Here is a 19,689-nt window from a genome sequence, read left to right on the forward strand (position 1 = left end):
CTTCATGGCCGTGGCGATGGCTTTGCGTTCTCCCGCGTCGACACCGGCTCGCCCGCGGGGGCGAAGGTCAACGGCACAGCGACAAGGCTGGCCATCCTTCGTTCCTCTTTGCCCAACATGCAAGAGGAATTTCCATGTCACTCGTTACCTACTCAGGCTTCCCACGCATCGGCCTCAAGCGCGAACTCAAGCGAGCGCTCGAATCCCGCTGGCGCGGCGACAGCAGCGCCGAAACCTTGCTCGACACCGCCCGCATGCTGCGCAAACGGCACTGGAAACTGGCGACGGAGGCCGGCGCCGACGTCGTGCCGTGCAACGATTTCAGCCTGTACGACCACGTGCTCGATACGGCTGTGCTGTTCGACGCGATTCCATCGCGCTATCGGCCGGTGTTTGCCGCCAGCGAACTGGACGGCTATTTCGCGATGGCCCGCGGCCACAAACGCGACGGTCACGATCTGCATGCGCTGGAGATGACCAAATGGTTCGACACCAACTACCACTACCTGGTACCGGAACTGGAAGCCGGCCAGCGTTTCGCGCTCCGCAGCAACAAACCACTGGCCGATTTCCTCGAAGCGCGTGAACAAGGTCTCCGGGCGCGCCCGGTGCTGCTGGGCCCGGTGTCGTTCCTGCTGCTGTCCAAGACGGTGGATGGCAGCGACCGACTGGCGCTGCTCAATGCCTTGCTGAAGCCTTACATCGAGCTGCTAGGACAACTGGCCGATGCCGGCGCCGATTGGGTGCAGCTGGATGAGCCCTGTCTGGTGCTGGATCTGGACGATGACGATCGTTCCGCGTATCGCCATGCCTACGCGGCGCTCGCCACGGCGCGCTCGCCACGCCGGCTGCTGGCCAGCTACTTTGGTGCGCTCGGCGACAACCTGGCACTGGCCGCCTCGCTGCCGGTGGACGGACTGCATGTCGACCTGGTCCGCGCTCCGGAGCAACTCGATGCCGTGCTGGATACGCTGCCGACCCACTTCATCCTTAGCGCCGGCATGGTCGATGGCCGCAATATCTGGCGCAGCCGGCCCGAACGCGTGCTGCCGTTGCTGCGCAGGGCACAAGCGCGCATCGGCGACGAACGCCTGTGGCTGGCGCCGTCGTGCTCGCTGTTGCACGTACCGATCGATCTCGGGGCGGAGACCGCACTCGACCCGAAGCGCTGTGCACCGATGGCGTTTGCGCGGCAGAAGATCGAGGAGCTGCGCGTCTACGCCGATGCGCTCACCGGCCTGCCAGAAGCCCATGCCGCGCTCGCCGCGCAACAAGCTCTGCTGGACATGCAGGCGCATGCGCCCGGCGTGGTCGACATCGACGTACGCAACCGTTTGCGCACACTCAGCCCGCAGGCCACCTTGCGCCGGTCCGCTTACCCGATACGTCGGGTGACCCAGGCCGAAACCCTGACGCTGCCGCCGCTGCCGACGACCACGATCGGCTCGTTCCCGCAAACCGACGAGCTGCGCAAGGCACGCGCCGCACACCGCGCCGGCAAGCTCGACGATGCCGCCTACGACAATCTGCTGAAAGCGGAGGTCGAGCGCGTCGTACGTTTCCAGGAGCACATCGGCCTGGACGTATTGGTTCACGGCGAGCCCGAGCGCAACGACATGGTCGAGTATTTCGGCGAGCAGTTGGACGGCTATCTGTTCACCCAGCTCGGCTGGGTACAAAGCTACGGCTCACGCTGCGTGAAACCACCGGTGATCTATGGCGACATCGCCCGCCGCGCCGCGATGACCGTGCACTGGTCGAGCTATGCGCAATCGCTCACCGACAAGCCGATGAAAGGCATGCTGACCGGGCCGGTGACGATGCTGCAATGGTCGTTCGTGCGCGATGATCTGCCGCGCGAAACGGTCTGCCGGCAAATTGCTCTGGCCTTGCGCGATGAAGTGCATGACCTGGAGGCGGCCGGCATCGACGTGATCCAGATTGACGAGCCTGCGTTGCGCGAAGGTCTGCCGCTACGTCGATCCGACTGGCCGGTCTATCTGGCATGGGCGGTGGAGTGCTTCCGCATCACCGCCGGCGGCGTGCGCGATGCCACGCAGATCCACACCCACATGTGCTACTCGGAGTTCAACGACATCATCGAGGCGGTGGCGGCGATGGACGCCGACGTGATCTCGATCGAAACCAGCCGCTCGCGAATGGAATTGCTCGACGCATTCGTGCGCTTCCGCTACCCCAATGGCATCGGCCCCGGCGTCTACGACATCCACTCTCCCCGCGTACCCGACACGGCGGAAATGCTCGACCTGCTGCGCAAGGCACTCGACGTGCTGCAGCCGGAACAGCTGTGGATCAACCCCGACTGCGGCCTGAAAACCCGCGGCTGGCCAGAGGTCGAACTGGCGTTGCAGCACATGGTCGCCAGCGCGCGGCAGCTGCGCAAGGAACTGGAACTGACGGCCTGAGTTCGCGGAGTCGACCCCGCCTGTCGCCGACGAGGGCGGGGATCGACGATTGCCCCTGACATCCGACCGCGTGCCAGAATAATCCGGCCGATGCGGGCTCTTGGCTGCCCGTCGTTATCAGGCGACATCGGGCGCCGGGCCGCGCCGCATCAAGGCGACGAAAGCTGAACAGACGTCCAAACGACTGAACACCCGGCTAACTCCGTGGCAGGCTGAACGACATCGGGCTGCAAAACCGGACGTGTCGATGTAATATGCCGGGCTTCTTTATCTCTTTATCCGCACGAAAGGATATATACCGCGATGTCCAACTACCTGTTCACCTCCGAATCGGTCTCCGAAGGCCATCCGGACAAAGTCGCCGATCAGATCTCCGATGCCGTGCTCGATGCGATCCTCGCGCAGGACCCGCGCGCCCGCGTCGCCTGCGAGACGATGGTCAAGACCGGCGTGGCGATCGTCGCCGGCGAAGTCACCACCAGCGCGTGGATCGACCTGGAGGCGCTGACCCGCAAGGTCATCGTCGACATCGGCTACGACTCCAGCGAAGTCGGCTTCGACGGCGAGACCTGCGGCGTGCTGAACCTGATCGGCAAGCAGTCGCCGGACATCAACCAGGGCGTGGACCGCAAGAACCCGGAAGACCAGGGTGCCGGCGACCAGGGCCTGATGTTCGGCTACGCGACGAACGAGACGAAGGACATGATGCCGGCGGCGATCTACTACTCGCACCGTTTGGTCGAGCAGCAGGCGAAGGTGCGCAAGAAGAAGAACTCGCCGCTGCCGTGGCTGCGCCCGGACGCCAAGAGCCAGGTCACCTTGCGCTACGAGCACGGTGTCGCCACCGCGATCGATGCCGTGGTGCTGTCGACCCAGCATGATCCGGACATCAAGCAGAAAGACCTGATCGAGGCCGTGCGCGAGTACATCCTCAAGCCGGTGCTGCCCGCGAAGTGGCTGCACAAGGGCACCAAGTTCCACATCAATCCGACCGGCAAGTTCGTCATCGGCGGCCCGGTGGGCGACTGCGGCCTGACCGGCCGCAAGATCATCGTCGACACCTACGGCGGCTGGGCCCGTCACGGTGGCGGCGCGTTCTCCGGCAAGGATCCGTCCAAGGTCGACCGTTCGGCCGCCTACGCCGCGCGTTACGTGGCCAAGAACATCGTGGCCGCCGGCATTGCCGACCGCTGCGAGGTGCAGGTGAGCTATGCGATCGGCGTGGCGCATCCCACCTCGATTTCGGTGACCACGTTCGGCACCGGCAAGATCAGCGACGAGAAGATCGAGAAGCTGATCCGCAAGCACTTCGACCTGCGCCCGTACGGCATCCTCAAGATGCTCGACCTGATCCACCCGATGTACCAGCAGACCGCCAGCTACGGCCACTTCGGCCGCACCCCGCAGAAGGTCAAGGACGCCAACGGCAACACCTACACCACGTTCTCGTGGGAGCAGACCGATCGCGCCGAGGCGCTGCGCAAGGATGCCGGGCTGAAGTAAGCCGACACCGCACGCTGAAAACGAACGGGCCGCCTTGTGCGGCCCGTTTTTTTTTCATCGCGCGCAGGCATCCGTCATGGGTGTGACCGCAGCACCGGCTACAATGGGCGGATGTCTCTTATCCAATTGCAACGCGTCGACTTCAGTATCGGCGGCCCGCTCCTGCTCGAACACGTCGATCTGTCGATCGAGGCGAACGAGCGGGTGTGCATCGTCGGTCGCAACGGCGAAGGCAAATCCACCTTGATGAAGCTGATCGCCGGCGAGCTGCATGCCGACGATGGCGAAGTGCGCGTACAGAACGGCGTGGTGATCGCGCGCATGGCGCAGGAAGTGCCCCAGGGCACCGCCGGCAGCGTGTTCGACGTGGTCGCCGAAGGGCTGGGTGATCTCGGCCATCTGCTGGCGCGTTATCACCACTTGCTGCATGAACTGCACACGCAGGCCGATTTCGATGCGCTGGGCGAGGTGCAGCATCAGATCGAGGCGCAGCACGGCTGGGATCTCGATCGCCGGGTAACCGAAGTGCTGACCCAGCTGGAGCTGCCCGGCGACACCGACTTCGCTGCGCTGTCCGGCGGCATGAAGCGGCGCGTGCTGCTGGCGCAGGCGCTGGTGCGCAAGCCGGACGTACTGCTGCTGGACGAGCCGACCAATCACCTGGACATCGAGGCGATCGGTTGGCTGGAAAGCTTCCTCAAGCAGTTCGCCGGCAGCATCATCTTCGTCACCCATGACCGCAGCTTCCTGCGCGCACTGGCGACGCGCATCGTCGAGATCGACCGCGGCGCTCTGACCGACTGGCCCGGCGACTACGACAACTACCTGCGCCGCCGCGAGGAACGCCTGCACGCCGAGTCGCAGGCGAACGCACTGTTCGACAAGAAGCTGGCGCAGGAGGAAGTGTGGATCCGCCAGGGCATCAAGGCTCGGCGCACCCGCAACGAGGGCCGCGTACGGGCGCTGAAAGCGTTGCGCAACGAGCGCGCCGAGCGGCGCAACCTCACCGGCAACGCGAAGATGGCGCTGGCCACCGCACAATCGTCCGGCAAGAAGGTGATCGATCTGGAGCACGTGCATCAGGCCTACGGCGGCCGCGTGCTGATCGACGACCTGTCCACCACGATCATGCGCGGCGATCGCATCGGCATCATCGGCCCGAACGGCGCCGGCAAGAGCACCTTGCTGAAAATCATGCTTGGCGAGCTGAAGCCGCAGCGCGGCGAAGCGACGCTGGGTACCAGCCTGCAGATCGCCTACTTCGACCAGCACCGCCTGCAGCTCAATGACAAGTTGAATGCGCTGGACAACGTAGCCGAAGGCCGCGAGTTCATCGAGCTCAACGGTCAGCGCAAGCACATCATCGGCTATCTGCAGGATTTCCTGTTCTCGCCCGAGCGTGCCCGCTCACCGATCACCCGGCTTTCCGGCGGCGAGCGCAATCGCCTGCTGCTGGCCAAGCTGTTCGCGCAGCCGTCCAACCTGCTGGTAATGGATGAGCCGACTAACGATCTGGACGTCGAAACGCTGGAACTGCTGGAAGAACTGCTGACCGACTACCAGGGCACCTTGCTGCTGGTCTCGCACGATCGCGCGTTCCTCGACAACGTGGTGTCCAGCACGCTGGTGCTGGAAGGCGAAGGCCAGATCGGCGAGTACGTGGGCGGCTATACCGACTGGCTGCGGCAGCGGCCCGGCGCACGCAGCGCGGCAGTGGCCAAACCCGCGGCCTCCGCCCCTGCGGTTGCCGCTGCACCGGTGGAATCCAAGCGCAAGCGCAGCTTCAAGGAGCAGCACGAACTGGAACAGCTGCCGAAACGCATCGAGCAACTGGAAGGCGAGATCGGCAGCCGCAGCGCGGCAATGAACGAACCGGCCTTCTTTCAGCAGGATAGCGCCGCCATCGTCAAGGCGAACGAGGCACTAGTGGCGCTGCAGGCAGAGCTCGACGCCGCATATGCGCGCTGGACCGAGTTGGACAGCTGAGACTCCGCTACCGCCGCTTGGCTTCAGTCGCGATGTGGCGCCTTCGCTGATCCGGAGCGTGTGGCCAGCTTTGTCGCACCATCGGCGCCGGGCGCGTGCTTGTGGTGCAAGCAGCCAGCGCGGCCCTTGCTGCTTTTCCGGCAGGTGCCGCGAAACCGGTTGCTGGCCACGGTGCTGGCATGCCGACGCGATGACGTCTTCTTCGCTCGCGGCGCCGCCCTAGCGACGGTCGCCGCCTCGGCGCTGCCGATCGGCGAAAGGGCGGCGAGCACACGGTGCGTCGTGCGGCGATCGGACATGCCGGCCTCGGCGACCAAGGTGGGCGACGTCTGCCGATGCTCGAAACCATCGTCCAGCAGACGGGCCATCAAGTTATCGCGGGCCGTCGAAGTGCGGCCGCCCATGACGACACCGAACAGACGCTGGCCATCGCGCACGGCGGTGGAGGCAAGGTTGAAGCCGGCAGCGTCGGTGAAACCGGTCTTGAGCCCATCCATGCCCGGGTAACGATCCATCAGATGGTTGTGACCACGCACCAGCCGGCCGCGGAACTTGAATTCACGGGTGGCGAAATAAGGCGCCTGATTGGGGAAATCGCGATAGAGCGCCATCGCCAGCTTGCCCATGTCGCGCGCCGTGGTGGCGTCGTCGGGATCGGGCAGACCCGAGGCGCTTTCGAATTGAGTGTGGGTCATGCCCAGCAACAAGCCCTCGGCGTTCATCATCTCGACGAAATGATCCTCGGAGCCGCCCAGTTTCTCGGCGACCACGGTGGCGGCGTCGTTGGCCGAGTTGGTAATCATGCCCAGAATGCAGTCCTGCACCGAGATGGTCTGGCCGGCGCGCAGGCCGAGCTTGGTCGGCGCCTTGCCCGCAGCCCAGGCCGAAACCGGCAACTGCTGATCCAGTTTGAGCTGTCCGCCTTCCAGCGCCTGGAAGGTGAGATAGAGCGTCATCATCTTGGTCAGCGAAGCCGGATGATTGATCTCGTCCGGGTTGATGGCGCTGAGCACGTCGCCTGTCGAGCCGTCGAGAACCAACGCCGCGTGGCCCGCATGGGCGTTGCCGGCAAAACTGCCCAGTCCGCACACCAGCACGGCCGCCAGCACCATGCGGCCCAGCCTGTACAGCGACCGGGTGGGCGGGGGAGATTTGACATGCATTCGGGTGATCCTCGATTCCTGGCGCAACGATAACCGGAACCGCACGCCAAAATCCATAGATTTCCACTTCAACTAACCGATACAAATGTATGTTCCGCAACGAAAACAAGATCGACTGACACGGCCTGTGCGGCTGCATCCGCGGGCTGCAGCGGCGTATCATCCGCCGACCGTCCGCCGCGAATTGCCGCCATGCACGCACTCAATACCGACGCCTGGGCGGTGTACTTGCTGGAATGCGCCGACGGCCGCGTATACACCGGCATCGCGCGCGACCCCGAACAGCGCTACGCCAAACATCTCGCCGGCAAGGGCGCCCGCTTCACCCGCTCGAATCCGCCGCGGCAGTTGCTGGGTTGGGTATGGGTCGCCGGCCACAGCGAAGCGCTGCGACTGGAAATCGCCTGGAAGCGGCTGCCCCGCGCCCAGCGAATCGCCGCACTGCACGCATATACCGCGTCTAGTCTGTAGGAGCCCGCTAGCGGGCTCCTACCTATCAACGGAATGTACGGGCGCAAATCAGCCAGTGTTCTGCAGTCCCTGCGACACGCCATTGACGCAGGCGACCAGGGCCTGCAGCAACGCATCGTCAGTACATTCGGTGGCGCGCCAGCGTTGCAGCAGATCGACCTGGAGCAGGCTCATCGGATCGACGTAGGGGTTGCGCAAGCGGATCGATGCGGCGAGACGCGGCGAGACCTGCAGCAATGCATCGCTGTGCTTGAGCTGAAGCAGCCAGTGGCGAGTGCGCGCGAACTCGTCGTGGATCAGCCCGAAGAATTCTTCGTGCAGCGGGCCGGACAGCTTCGAGAACGCCTCGGCGATATCCAGGTCGCACTTGGCCAGCACCATCTCGACATCGTCCAGCACGTTGCTGAAGAACGGCCAGTCACGCGCCATCTCGACCAGTGCTTCTTCGCCGAACTGCTGGGCGCCCTGCTCCAGCGCGCTGCCGAGGCCGTACCAACCGGGCAGGATCGAACGACACTGGGTCCACGCGAACACCCATGGGATAGCGCGCAGGTCCTGCACGCCGCGCATGCTGCGCCGGCTGGCCGGACGCGAACCCAGCGTCATCTTTTCGATCACGTCGATCGGCGTGGCGGCGCGGAAATAATCGACGAAGTGCTCTCGATCGACGAAGGCGCGATAGGCTTGCCGGCTGCTCGCCGACAGCGTGTCCATCAGCTCGCGCCAGTGCTCCTCGCGCAACTCGGTTTCGCGTGGACGCAGACTGGCGCGCAACACCGCACCGACGGTTTGCTCGAGGTTGCGCAAGGCCAACGCGCGGATGCCGTACTTTCGATGGATCACCTCGCCCTGCTCGGTTACCCGCAGTACGCCGGCCACCGTCCCGCGCGGCGACGACATCAGCGCCGGCGTGATGCGCGCGCCGCCGCGACTGGCCGAACCGCCGCGACCGTGGAAGAACGCCAGCTCGATACCGGCCGCATTCGCGACTTCCAGCAACTCCACCTGCGCGCGCTGCAAGCCCCAGCGCGAAGCCAACGTGCCGCCGTCCTTGCCGCTGTCGGAATAGCCGAGCATCACCCATTGCTGGTTGTTGCGCGCGGCCAGGTGCTGGCGATAGACCGGGTCGTCGAACAGCGCGCGCAAGGTCTCCGGCGCGGCTTTCAGATCGTCGACAGTCTCGAACAAGGGCGCAATGTTGAGCGGGACGCTGCCGTTCTCGACCAGGCCGCCGTAACGCGCCAGTGCCAGCACCGCCAACACGTCGGCAGCCGAGCGCGCCATGCTGATGATGTACAGGCCGACCGCCTCGCTGCCGTAGCGGCGACGCGCATCGCCCAAGGTGGCGAACACATCGTAGAGCGAGGTGACCACGTCGGCGCGGCTGATCGGAAAACGCGCGCTCCCGCTGGCGTAGTCGCGCAGCTGCAGCGTGCGCTCGTCGGGGGCAAGCTGCGGCCATGTCGCGTTCTCCAGCAGTGCCGCCAGCGCATCGTCGTGCACGCGCGAATCCTGCCGCACGTCCAGTCGCGCCAGATGCAATCCGAAAGTGCGCACGCGGCGGACCAGACGCTGCACGGCGTAAGCTCCGGCATGCAGGCCGCGGTGGTCGACCAGGCTTCTGACGATCAACTGCAGGTCATCGAGCAATTCGGCCGCGGATCGATAGCCTTCCGGATGGCTGTCGTCATGGGTCGCCTCGAGGCGTGCACCGATTACCGTCAACAGACAGCGGTAAGGCATGTCGGCATGCCGCGGCCGCACTCTTTGCGTGGCGGCGGGAAAACGTGCGCGGTAATCGTCCAGGCGCTGCTGCAGATCCGTGTCGACCGCGACCCGGCCTTCGGTCTGGCTGAGCAGGCGCGCCAACCCCGCCACATCGGCCACGTAATGCTCGATCACATGTGCGCGCTGGGTGGCCAGGCTGGCGGCGATGGTGTCGGCCCCGACGTTCGGGTTGCCGTCCATGTCACCACCGACCCAGGTCGCGAAGCCGAGCAGTTGCGGCAGGTCCGCGGCCACGCCATAGACAGACTGCAACGCCGCAGCCAGCGATTCGTAGAGCGCGGGCACGATACGGTAGAGCGGGTTGGCCAGGTAGAAACCGACATGATGGTGTTCGTCCTGCACGGTCGGCCGTACCGGCGAGGCCTCGGCGGTCTGCCAGCCGGAGGACAGCGCCATGTAGATGCGGTCGTCGTCTTCCTTGCGTTCCTGCGGTGTGCGGTGCTGGTCGAAGCCGTCGATCAGCGAACTCACGATCGCCTGTTCCTTTTCCAGCAGCGAACGGCGCACGGCTTCGGTCGGATGCGCGGTGAACACCGGCTCGATCCACAGCCGGTCCAGCCAGCCCAGCAGCTCGCTCGCGCCTACGCCTTCCGCCTTCAACCGGCCCAGCACGTCGAGCAAGGACTCCGGCTGCGGCGCACTGCCCTCGCGCTGGTAGTCGCGCCGGCGGCGGATGCGATGCACCCGCTCGGCGGTGTTCACCGCCTGGAAATAAGTGGCGAAGGCGCGCGCCATGGCTTGCGCATCCGCGGCATCGAGACCCGCCAGCGAGTCGGCCAGTTCATCCACCGAGGCGCCTTCGCGGCGGCGCCGAATGGCCGCGACACGGACCTGCTCGACCCGTTCGAAGAACCCCGCGCCGCCCTGCTCCGCCAGCATCCTGCCGACCATCGCGCCCAGCCGGCTGACGTCCTCGCGCAGCGGGCCATCGGGTGGCAGGAATTCGGCCTCGCGGTTCTCTTCCAATGCAGTCGCTCCGGTGCTGGGTGAACGGCCAGCCTATCGAATTGCAGCGCCGGAGGCATCTCCCGTTACAATAACCAGCTTGTACTGCCCGCCGAGGGGCGCTGCGACCGTTCGACTGCGGATCCACCCGCAGTCAGAAACGGCCAGGCTCGGCGCGGCACGTTCCACAACGGCGCCCGGTTGTTTTTACGCGAAGAGATTCGCAATAAACCGGAGATACGTATGAACGCCGTCACCAAAGAAACCGCTACCCACGACTACAAGATCCGCGACCTGTCGCTCGCCGACTGGGGCCGCAAGGAACTGGACATCGCCGAGCACGAGATGCCGGGCCTGATGTCGATCCGCAAGAAGCACGCCGCCACCTTGCCGCTGAAGGGCGTGCGCGTGACCGGCTCGCTGCACATGACGATCCAGACCGCGGTGCTGATCGAGACCTTGAAGGACATCGGCGCCGACGTGCGCTGGGCTTCCTGCAACATCTTCTCGACCCAGGACCACGCCGCCGCCGCGATCGCCGCGACCGGCACGCCGGTGTTCGCCTGGAAGGGCGAGACACTGGAGGAGTACTGGGACTGCACCATGGACGCGCTGTCCTTCCCGGATGGCAAGGGCGGCTTCCTCGGCCCGCAGCTGGTGGTCGACGATGGCGGCGACGTCACGCTGCTGATCCACAAGGGCTACGAGCTGGAGAACGGCAGCAAGTGGGTCGACGAGAAGGCGTCCTCGCACGAGGAGCAGGTGATCAAGAACCTGTTGAAGCGCGTGCACAAGGAGCGCCCTGGCTACTGGCATACCGTGGTCAAGGACTGGAAGGGCGTCTCCGAGGAGACCACTACCGGCGTACACCGTCTGTACCAGCTGGCCGAGGCGAAATCGCTGCTCATTCCGGCGATCAACGTCAACGACTCGGTGACCAAGAGCAAGTTCGACAACCTGTACGGCTGCCGCGAATCGCTGGCCGACGGCCTGAAGCGCGCGATGGACGTGATGCTGGCCGGCAAGGTCGCCGTGGTCTGCGGCTACGGCGACGTCGGCAAGGGCTGCGCGCACAGCCTGCGTGCGTACGGTTCGCGCGTGGTGGTGACCGAGATCGATCCGATCAATGCCTTGCAGGCGGCGATGGAAGGCTTCGAGGTCAACACGGTTGAATCGACCTTGGGCCGCGGCGACATCTACGTCACCACCACCGGCAACAAGGACGTGCTGACGCTCGATCACCTCAAGTCGATGAAGGATCAGGCGATCGTCTGCAACATCGGCCACTTCGACAACGAGATCCAGGTCGATGCACTGAATGCGATGGCCGGCGTCGAGAAGATCAACATCAAGCCGCAGGTGGACAAGTACGTGTTCCCGGACGGCCGCGCGATCTTCCTGCTCGCCGAAGGCCGCCTGGTCAATCTGGGTTGCGCCACCGGCCACCCCAGCTTCGTGATGTCCAACTCGTTCTCCAACCAGACCCTGGCGCAGATCGACTTGTGGGCGAACAAGGACAGCTACGAGCCGAAGGTCTACATCCTGCCGAAGAAGCTCGACGAGGAAGTCGCGCGCCTGCATCTGGAGAAGATCGGCGTGAAGCTGACCACGCTGACCAAGGAGCAGGCCGGCTACCTCGGCGTGCCGGTGGAAGGCCCGTACAAACCGGACCATTACCGCTACTGATCGGCGATCCCGTCGAAACCGTAGGGCGAAGGGCGCAGCGATGCGCCCTTCTTTTTTTATTCCGCGTGCAGCGCAGCGATGCGCCCTTCTTTTTCTAATTCCGCGTGCAGCGCAGTGATGCGCCCTTCTTTTCTAATTCCGCGTGCAGCGCAGCGATGCGCCCTTCGTCTTTTTCGGTCCGGGACGATCGCGCCGCGCAACGCTCAGCGGAACCGCGCTCCGCAGCCCAGTGCGCCCAGCACCGCATGCAGCGCGGGCACCTGCATCAGCCACGGCGCGGCCATCGTCAGCACGCCCGCGCCGAGCACCAGCACGCCCGCGCCATGGCGGATGCCCGGACGCTGCAGCCAGCGGCTCATCCGCGCGCCGGACCAGGTCAGCGGCAACATCACCGGCAAGGTGCCCAGGCCGAACGCCGCCATGGTGAGCGCCCCATCCACCGCGCTGGCCTGCATCCAGGCGACCGCCAGCAAGGTGGTGCTCAATCCGCAGGGCAGCCAGCCCCACAACACGCCGGCGGCAAGCCGGCGCGGTGCGGTGGTCGCCGGCAGCAACGGCCGCAGCAACGGCTGTAGCCAGCGCCACACCCGCGCGCCCGGTCGTGACAGCGCGTTGAAGCGGCCGCGCCGGTCGAGCAGGCGCAGGCCGACGACCACCAGCACCGCGCCCACGGCCATGCGCATGGCGATGGCCAGTCCATGCCATTCGAAAACGCGCAGCACACCGTCGCCCAATCCGCCGACCAGCGCGCCGGCCAGCACATAGCCACCCACGCGCCCGAGGTTCAGTTGTGCGGCGCCGGCCCAACCGGCCTGCGGCGCACGCGCCGAAAAACCGGTGGCGATGCCGCCGCACATGGCCGCGCAGTGCGCACCGCCAAGCAGGCCGCTGAGCAAGGCGGCGCTCAGCGCAAGGCTATCAAGCACCATCGTCCCGCTCCTTCGGCGCCGCCGGGGGATCGTCGCGCAGGATGTCCAGCGCAGGCGTGTCCAGGTCGTCGAACTGGCCCTTGCGCACCGCCCACACGAAGGCACCGACAGCGGCTGCCAGGAGGACCAGACTCAACGGAATCAGCATCAGCAGGATGACCATGACCGATTCTCCTCGCGCGGACGCCGCATCAGGCGCAACGCATTGACGGTGACGACGAGCGAGGATAGCGCCATGCCCGCCGCGGCCCAGCCCGGCGTCACCCGGCCCATGGCCGCCAGCGGCAGGGCGATCAGGTTGTAGCCAACCGCCCAGGCGAAGTTCTCGCGGATGATCCGCCGGGTGCGCCGGGCCAGCGTCACCGCGGCGGGCACGCGCATTAGCTGCGGCGCGGTGAGTACCAGATCGGCGGCACGCTGGGCCAGTGCAGCGCCCTCGCCCATCGCCAGCGAGACATCGGCGCCGGCGAGCACCGGCGCATCGTTGAGTCCATCGCCGACCATCGCCACCGTGCGCCCTTGCGCCTGCAGTTCGCGCACCAGGGCCAATTTGTCTTCCGGACGCTGACGCGCGCGCGCGTCAGCGATGCGCAGCGTGGCCGCCATGCGCTCCACTGCGGCGGCGCCGTCGCCGCTGGCCAGATGCACGGTCAGGCCGAGCGCCTCCAGCGAACGGATCGTATTGGCTGCGTCGGGGCGCAGTCCCTCGCGCATCGAGAAACGAGCGACGGCGCGCGTGCCGTCACCCAGCCACAGCTGGCCGTCATCGGCCAGGGCCGCGGCGAACGGGGCCGTGCCGAGCCGCCAGTCGACGCCATCGACCCGCCCGGCGAGCCCCTGGCCGGCGACCAGTGTCAGTTCCTCGACCGCGAGCTGCTCTTCTTCGTCGGCGAACGCGGCAGCGATCGGATGGCCGCTGTCGCGCTCCAACGCGGCGGCGATGGCGCAGGCGCGCCCCTCGTCCATGCCGTCGAACACGTCCACCGCCTCGAGCACAGGATGCACGCGAGTCAGTGTGCCAGTCTTGTCGAACACAATGTCGGTGGCGCGGGCCAGGCGATCCAGCGCGCCAGCCTGCACCGGCAGGATGCCGCACCGCGCCAGCGCGCCACTGGCCGCCGCCAGCGCCGCCGGTACCGCCAGCGACAGCGCACACGGGCAGCTCACCACCATCAGTGACAACGTCACCTCGAAAGCCCGCGACGGTTCGATCCAGTGCCAGGCCAGGTACACCGCCATCGCCGCGAGCAGCACGCCGCCGACGAACACCGCGCCGATGCGGTCGGCTAGTTGTGCCAGCGGTGGACGCTGCGCCTGCGCCTGTTCCACCAGCCGGGTCAGCTGCGACAACCGCGTCGCCGTGCCGATGCGGGTAATACGCAGCCGCGCGGGGGTCTCGCGGCAGTGCGTGCCGGCAAAAACCGGAGCGCCCCGGGCCTTGGTCAGCGGGTGGGATTCGCCGGTCAGCAGCGCTTCCTCGAACAGCGCCTGCGCATCGAGCAGCTCACCATCGGCCGGCACCGCCTCACCCACCGCCACGCAGGCGATATCGCCCACGCGCAGCGCGGAAAGCGGCACCGCCTCGCGCGTGCCGTCGGCACGTTCGCGCACCGCCACGGCCGGACGCGCGCGCGCCAGCGTGTCGACCTGTGCGCTGGCGACGCGCCGCGCGCGCTGCTCCAGCAGGCGCGCCAGCAGCAGCAGGAAAACAAACATCGCCGCCGCATCGAACCACACCTGCGGACCACCGCGAACGGTGACGACCGCGCTGGCGACATACGCCAGCAGCGTGGAACCGGCGACCAGCACGTCCATGCCCAGGTGTCGCCGCTTCAGGCCGCTCCACGCGCCAGCGAGGAACGGCCAGCCGGAGTAGAACACCACTGGCGTGCATACCAGCAGGGTGAACCAGCGAAACAGGTCGCGCGTGGGCACGCTCATGTGATGACCGAAGTCGAGGTACGAAGCCTCGGACAGCATCATCGTCTGCATCGCACCCAGCCCCGCCACGCCCACACGCAGAAGCCACTGCCGCCGCTCGGTCACGCGCTGGCGCTCGGCCGCCGGATCGCCGGCGAGGTAAGGGCGGTAGCCGAGCATCGCCAGCTGCCCCAGCACGGCCGACAGTCGCGTGCGCGCCGGGTCCCAGGCGATGCGGATGCGGCCGGTTACCGCATTGGCGCCGGCATCGAATACGCCGGGCGTACGCTCCAGCGCACGGTCGATCAACCACGCGCAGGCGGCACAGCGCATGCCGTCGGTGAGCACCGTGATCTCGCGACCGCCGGCTACCGGCACGGCGTGCTCGGCCAGCAGCTCCTCGCCATCCCATGCGTCCAGATCCGGCGCTTCAGCATCCACGCGCGTGCCGGCGTCGCTGCGCAGGCGGTAATAGTCGCCGAGGTTGGCGTCGCGAATCCACCGCGCCGCGGTGGCGCAGCCATCACAGCAGAACAGGTGGCCTTCATCGCTGAGCGCCACCCGGACCGGCGCGGCCGGCAGGCGCTCACCGCAGTGGTAGCAGACGGTCTCGACGCGCTGATCCACTGCCCCGGCCTGCCCTAGGAGCCTGTCGGACTTTGGTCGGCCGGGCTGCGAATCCGGCTGTGCAGTCCATATTTCCGCCACTTCTTGGCCCATGGAACCACCATGGGCCGGCGAATCGTCGAAAATCTGTCCTCGCACATCCAAATCCTCTCCTCGACCAACCAAAGTCCGACAGGCTTCTAAGGCGCCAGGCGCGCGAACCGCGCCCGTGCCGGCCAGTGTCCGCGCAGGCGCCAGGGCGCACGGTCGGAGGCGACCTCGATCCTCCAGCTACGGTCGGATCCGACCACCCCGGCGCCGCGCCAGCCCAGCTCGCTGGGCTTCAGGTAAAAGGTCAGCACCCGGGCTGGCGCATCCTGCGCCGTGAGCGTGACCGTGAGGACGCCGCCGCGGGCGATGCGCGCATCGGTCGGCACGGCTTCGATCATGCCCTCGCTGGGCCGCAGGATCAGCTCGAGGTTCGATGCGCGCTGCCCATTCGGCGGCGCCGCCTTGGCGCTCAGCTGCAGCTGGCCAAGCCGGGTCACCTGGTCCGGCGAATCGATCGCCGGGCCGGCGTGATCGACCGCCGCGAACAGCAGGGCAAAGCCGATCGCCACCGAGGCCAGCGGCATCCCGATCAGCATCCACACCATGGGTTCGCGCCAGGCGCTGCGGGTCTTGTTCATGGCGAAGGTCCGAAGAAGCTGCTGTCGATGGTTACGGTGACCGGGGTATCCACGCCGCTCACCTTGAAGTGCACCACGTGGCGGCCGGTGGTTTCGGAGGATGCGACCACCGTCACCGGCACCGACAGCACCTGACCGCTCTGCGCCTGCACCTCGCGCACTCCGCCGCGCAGGGCGACGTTCTGCAGGTCCGTGCCGCTTCCCGCCTCGATGCGATAGCGATGCACCTGCTGGTCCTTGTCCACCAGCTTGATGATGTACGTGTTCTCGATGCTGCCGTCGTCGGCCTGGGCGTACATCGCGTTGCGGTCGCGCAGCGCCTCGGCCAGCAGCGGGCTGCGGTGCGTCACGCCCCAGCCCCACGCCGAGGCGAGCACCAGCAACAACGCGCCATAGATCAGGATGCGCGGGCGCAACACTTTGGTCGCTGCGCCGTCGATCGTGTTCTGGGTGGAGTAACGGATCAGACCGCGCGGATAGCCGACCTTGTCCATCACCTCGTCGCAGGCGTCGATGCAGGCGCCGCAGGCGATGCATTCGTATTGCAGGCCATTGCGGATATCGATGCCGGTGGGACAGACCTGCACGCAGATGGTGCAGTCGATGCAGTCGCCGAGTTCCTCGAAGGCGAACTTCGGCAGCGGATCGACCGTCACGCCCGGTCCGCTCAAGGTGATCGTGCCGGTGGCCTGGGTGCGATTGTCGGCCGCCGAGGGATGGCGACTGGCGCGGAATACGTAGTCGTAGGCGAGCACCTTGTCCAGCAGGCCACGTGCGCGCTCCAGCACGCTGACCAGGCCGCGCTTGCGCGACCCGCGCGGCTCGCCGCGCATCGGGTCGTAGGCGATGATCAAGGTGTTGCGGTCGAACATCGCGCTCTGGAAGCGGGCATAGGGGCACATGTACTTGCACACCTGCTGGCGCAGGAAGCCGGCGTTGCCCCAGGTGGCGACGCCATAGAACACGATCCAGAACGCCTCCCAGCCGCCCAGGCCGAACGGCATGCGATGCGCCAGGTCGACGATCGGGCTGAAGAAGCCGACGAAGGTGAAGCCGGTCCACAGCGAGAACAGTGCCCACAGCAGGTGCCGCGCACCCTTGCGCAGAATCTTCTCGCGGTTCCATGGCGCCGCGTCGAGCTTCATCCGCTTGTTGCGGTCGCCCTCGACCCAGCGCTCGATCCACAGCGACACCTCGGTCCACACCGTCTGCGGGCAGGCATAGCCGCACCATAGCCGTCCACCCAGCGCGGTGAAGAAGAACAGCGCCAGCGCCGCAATCATCAGCAGCATGGCCAGGAACAGGAAATCCTGCGGTAGAAACAGCAGGCCGAACACGTGGAACTGGCGCGCCGGCAAGTCGAACAGCACGGCCTGCCGACCGTCCCAGCGCAGCCATGGGACCACGTAAAACATGCCCAGCAACCAGATCACCGCGGCCACGCGCAGACGGTTGAAGCGACCGGACACTTCGCGCGGGTAGACCTTGCGCTCGCTCACGTAGTACGAGTCGGCGCCGTCCTCGACGAGTTGCAGGGGAATGCGCGATGTCATGAACGATGGTCCGGCGTCGCGAGGCCGCGTTGGAACGCCTTGCTCGGCCGCAGCAGCAACCAGGTGAACAGGCTGGACGAGGCGGTGCCGGTCCAGGCCAGGAAGAACCCGAGCGAATAACCCAGCTCGCGCCCCAGGTGGAGCGTGGGAAAGGTCATGTCCTGCAACACGAGCGGGTCGACATAAGCGAAGAACACCATGGTCATCACGCCGGCGGCGAAGAAGCTCGGCCAGAGAATGGCGCCGGCGCGCCGGATCAGCCGGCGCGCCGTGGCGGAGGGTTGCCCGTCCGCCCGCATGCTCACGGTGCCGCCTCTCTCGGAGCGGGGGCGTCGTGCTTGGACAGCGTCCACACATAGGCACCGACCAGGCGCACGCGGGTTTCCCCGAGCACCGGCTCCCAGGCCGGCATCACGCCGTTGCGGCCGTCGGCGATGGTCTGGTGCAGTGCCTCCTTGCTGCCGCCATAGAGCCAGCGCGCAGTGGTGAGATCGCGCGCGCCCAGTATCGGATTGCCCTTGCCCTCCGGACCATGGCAGGCAATGCACAAGGTGGAGAACTGCTTCTCGCCGCGCTCTGCCGCCTCGTCTTCCGACTGGCCCGGCTTGGACAGCGACTGCACATAGGCGACCACGTCGTCCACCGCCAGCGGCCCACCCTGCGCGGTCAGCACCGTACCCCAGGCCGGCATCACTGCATTGCGTCCGTTGCGGATGGTTTCCAGCACGCTCTCGGGCGAACCGCCCCAGTACCAGACCTCGTCGGCCAGATTCGGAAAGCCCTTCGCGCCCAGGCCGGTGGAGCCGTGGCAGGCCGCGCAATTGTTGACGAAGATCGTGCGGCCGAGGGCTACCGCGCCAGGGTCCTTGGCGAGCGCGTCGATCGGCTTGCCGGCGTACAGCTTCAGGGTCTCCTCGAGGCGGGCATCCTCAGCCGCCTTGTCCAGCGCCCACTCCGATTTGGAGCTCCAGTGGCCGAAGCCGTGCATACGGCCCACGCCATACCAGGCCAGATAGCCGATACCGAAGACGATGGTGATGTAGAACAGATTGATCCACCACTTCGGCAGCGGCTTGTTGTACTCGGTAATGTCGCCGTCCCACACATGGCTGGTGTCTTCCGGCGACGGATCGCCCGGACGCCGCTTCACGTTCGCCATCAGCAGCCACAGGCAGCCGGCGATGTTCAGCGCCACCAGGACGACCACATACCACGTCCATCCCGAAGTCATCATGGCGTCTTGTTCCCTTCGTCTTCGAGCGGCATGCGCGCGGCCTCGTCGAGCGCCGCCTTGTGCCGCGGCAACCAGATCCAGATCCAGCCGGTAACGAAAAGCACCAGCAGTACAGCAGTTATCAGTCCGGCCACCATGTCAGTCGCCCCCCTGTTGTGCGTTGTCGTCCGCCGGCGTGAGATGCGTGCCCAGGTGCTGCAAGTACGCCACCACGGCGTCCTGCTCGGTCTTGCCCTTGACCGCCTCCGGCGCCTGCGCAATCTCGGCGTCGGTATAGGGCATGCCGATGCGTTGAAGTGCCTTCATGTGGCGGGCCACCTCTTCACCATCGAGCGTGTTTTTCTCCAGCCAGGGATAGGCCGGCATGTTCGACTCCGGCACCACATCGCGCGGGTTGTTCAGGTGCGCGCGGTGCCAGTCGTCGGAGTAGCCGCGCAGGCCGACCCGAGCCAGGTCCGGTCCGGTGCGCTTGCTGCCCCACTGGAACGGATGGTCGTAGACCGATTCGCCGGCCAGCGAGTAATGGCCATAGCGCTCGGTCTCGAAGCGCAGCGTGCGCACCATCTGCGAGTGGCAGTTGTAGCAGCCCTCGCGCACGTAGATGTCGCGCCCCGCCAGCTGCAGTGCCGGATACGGCTTGATGCCGGGCAGCGGCTTGATCGTCTCGGCCTGGAACATCAGCGGGACGATTTCGGCCAGGCCGCCGAAGGATACGGCGGCCGCCACCAGGATGATCATCAGACCGATGTTCTTCTCAATCTTGTCGTGCAGATGTGTCTGGGTCATGTCC

The 19,689-nt window shown here is 66.4% G+C and carries 16 protein-coding genes and 1 riboswitch; of the genes, 5 read left to right on the forward strand and 11 right to left on the reverse strand.

Annotated features, from left to right (window positions below; genetic code table 11):
• Window positions 1-134: 134 nt before the first annotated feature.
• From metE to BUA26_RS05455, 3 genes are all read left to right on the forward strand, one after another.
• Window positions 135-2,426: a 5-methyltetrahydropteroyltriglutamate--homocysteine S-methyltransferase gene (gene metE, locus BUA26_RS05445; RefSeq protein WP_072758536.1), complete on the forward strand. Its 2,292-nt coding sequence runs from the start codon at window positions 135-137 to the stop codon at window positions 2,424-2,426.
• A 303-nt stretch (window positions 2,427-2,729) separates the two neighbouring features.
• Window positions 2,730-3,929 (forward strand): methionine adenosyltransferase, encoded by a 1,200-nt coding sequence (metK, locus tag BUA26_RS05450; protein ID WP_072758538.1) that lies wholly within the window; start codon window positions 2,730-2,732, stop codon window positions 3,927-3,929.
• Between the two features lie 111 nt (window positions 3,930-4,040).
• Window positions 4,041-5,915 (forward strand): ATP-binding cassette domain-containing protein, encoded by a 1,875-nt coding sequence (locus BUA26_RS05455; protein ID WP_072758540.1) that lies wholly within the window; start codon window positions 4,041-4,043, stop codon window positions 5,913-5,915.
• A 23-nt stretch (window positions 5,916-5,938) separates the two neighbouring features.
• Here BUA26_RS05455 and BUA26_RS05460 read toward each other — a convergent pair whose 3' ends face one another.
• Entirely contained in the window at window positions 5,939-7,078 is a 1,140-nt protein-coding gene (locus BUA26_RS05460; RefSeq protein ID WP_072758541.1) for a D-alanyl-D-alanine carboxypeptidase family protein, read from the reverse strand.
• A 192-nt stretch (window positions 7,079-7,270) separates the two neighbouring features.
• On the opposite strand from BUA26_RS05460, the gene BUA26_RS05465 reads away from it, so the two are divergent.
• The gene (locus tag BUA26_RS05465) at window positions 7,271-7,549 is read left to right on the forward strand and encodes a GIY-YIG nuclease family protein (RefSeq protein ID WP_072758543.1); all 279 of its coding nucleotides are present in this window, start codon (window positions 7,271-7,273) and stop codon (window positions 7,547-7,549) included.
• Window positions 7,550-7,597: 48 nt separating this feature from the next.
• Here BUA26_RS05465 and ppc read toward each other — a convergent pair whose 3' ends face one another.
• Entirely contained in the window at window positions 7,598-10,303 is a 2,706-nt protein-coding gene (ppc, locus tag BUA26_RS05470) for a phosphoenolpyruvate carboxylase (protein ID WP_072758545.1), read from the reverse strand.
• Between the two features lie 87 nt (window positions 10,304-10,390).
• Window positions 10,391-10,488, forward strand: a riboswitch (S-adenosyl-L-homocysteine riboswitch).
• Window positions 10,489-10,525: 37 nt separating this feature from the next.
• Here ppc and ahcY point away from each other — a divergent pair.
• Window positions 10,526-11,968 carry an adenosylhomocysteinase gene (gene ahcY / locus BUA26_RS05475; RefSeq protein ID WP_072758547.1) on the forward strand — a complete coding sequence of 481 codons (1,443 nt, stop codon included), beginning with the start codon at window positions 10,526-10,528 and terminating at the stop codon, window positions 11,966-11,968.
• Between the two features lie 203 nt (window positions 11,969-12,171).
• Here ahcY and BUA26_RS05480 read toward each other — a convergent pair whose 3' ends face one another.
• The 9 genes from BUA26_RS05480 to ccoO all read right to left on the reverse strand — a co-directional run bounded on the left by BUA26_RS05480 (window position 12,172) and on the right by ccoO (window position 19,685).
• Window positions 12,172-12,897 (reverse strand): sulfite exporter TauE/SafE family protein, encoded by a 726-nt coding sequence (locus BUA26_RS05480; RefSeq protein WP_072758549.1) that lies wholly within the window; start codon window positions 12,895-12,897, stop codon window positions 12,172-12,174.
• Window positions 12,887-13,060 (reverse strand): cbb3-type cytochrome oxidase assembly protein CcoS, encoded by a 174-nt coding sequence (gene ccoS / locus BUA26_RS05485; protein ID WP_072758551.1) that lies wholly within the window; start codon window positions 13,058-13,060, stop codon window positions 12,887-12,889. Before ccoS ends, BUA26_RS05480 begins: the two co-directional genes overlap by 11 nt.
• Window positions 13,045-15,444 (reverse strand): heavy metal translocating P-type ATPase metal-binding domain-containing protein, encoded by a 2,400-nt coding sequence (locus tag BUA26_RS05490; protein WP_072758553.1) that lies wholly within the window; start codon window positions 15,442-15,444, stop codon window positions 13,045-13,047. The genes ccoS and BUA26_RS05490 overlap by 16 nt, the downstream gene beginning before the upstream one ends.
• A gap of 179 nt (window positions 15,445-15,623) precedes the next feature.
• The gene (locus BUA26_RS05495; RefSeq protein WP_072758555.1) at window positions 15,624-16,112 is read right to left on the reverse strand and encodes a hypothetical protein; all 489 of its coding nucleotides are present in this window, start codon (window positions 16,110-16,112) and stop codon (window positions 15,624-15,626) included.
• Window positions 16,109-17,665, reverse strand: coding sequence for a 4Fe-4S dicluster domain-containing protein (locus tag BUA26_RS05500; RefSeq protein WP_072758556.1), 1,557 nt, complete (start codon window positions 17,663-17,665; stop codon window positions 16,109-16,111). Before BUA26_RS05500 ends, BUA26_RS05495 begins: the two co-directional genes overlap by 4 nt.
• Window positions 17,662-17,964, reverse strand: a complete 303-nt coding sequence (locus BUA26_RS05505; RefSeq protein ID WP_072758558.1) for a hypothetical protein — start codon at window positions 17,962-17,964, stop codon at window positions 17,662-17,664. The genes BUA26_RS05500 and BUA26_RS05505 overlap by 4 nt, the downstream gene beginning before the upstream one ends.
• 2 nt (window positions 17,965-17,966) lie before the next feature.
• Window positions 17,967-18,899, reverse strand: coding sequence for a cytochrome-c oxidase, cbb3-type subunit III (ccoP, locus tag BUA26_RS05510; RefSeq protein WP_255368171.1), 933 nt, complete (start codon window positions 18,897-18,899; stop codon window positions 17,967-17,969).
• Window positions 18,896-19,036 carry a cbb3-type cytochrome oxidase subunit 3 gene (locus tag BUA26_RS05515; protein WP_072758562.1) on the reverse strand — a complete coding sequence of 47 codons (141 nt, stop codon included), beginning with the start codon at window positions 19,034-19,036 and terminating at the stop codon, window positions 18,896-18,898. The genes ccoP and BUA26_RS05515 overlap by 4 nt, the downstream gene beginning before the upstream one ends.
• Before the next feature lies 1 nt (window position 19,037).
• Entirely contained in the window at window positions 19,038-19,685 is a 648-nt protein-coding gene (gene ccoO / locus BUA26_RS05520) for a cytochrome-c oxidase, cbb3-type subunit II (RefSeq protein ID WP_072758564.1), read from the reverse strand.
• Window positions 19,686-19,689: the final 4 nt, after the last annotated feature.

The sequence above is a fragment of the Rhodanobacter sp. OK091 genome (genome assembly GCF_900142825.1).
In the GTDB taxonomy this organism is placed as follows: domain Bacteria; phylum Pseudomonadota; class Gammaproteobacteria; order Xanthomonadales; family Rhodanobacteraceae; genus Rhodanobacter.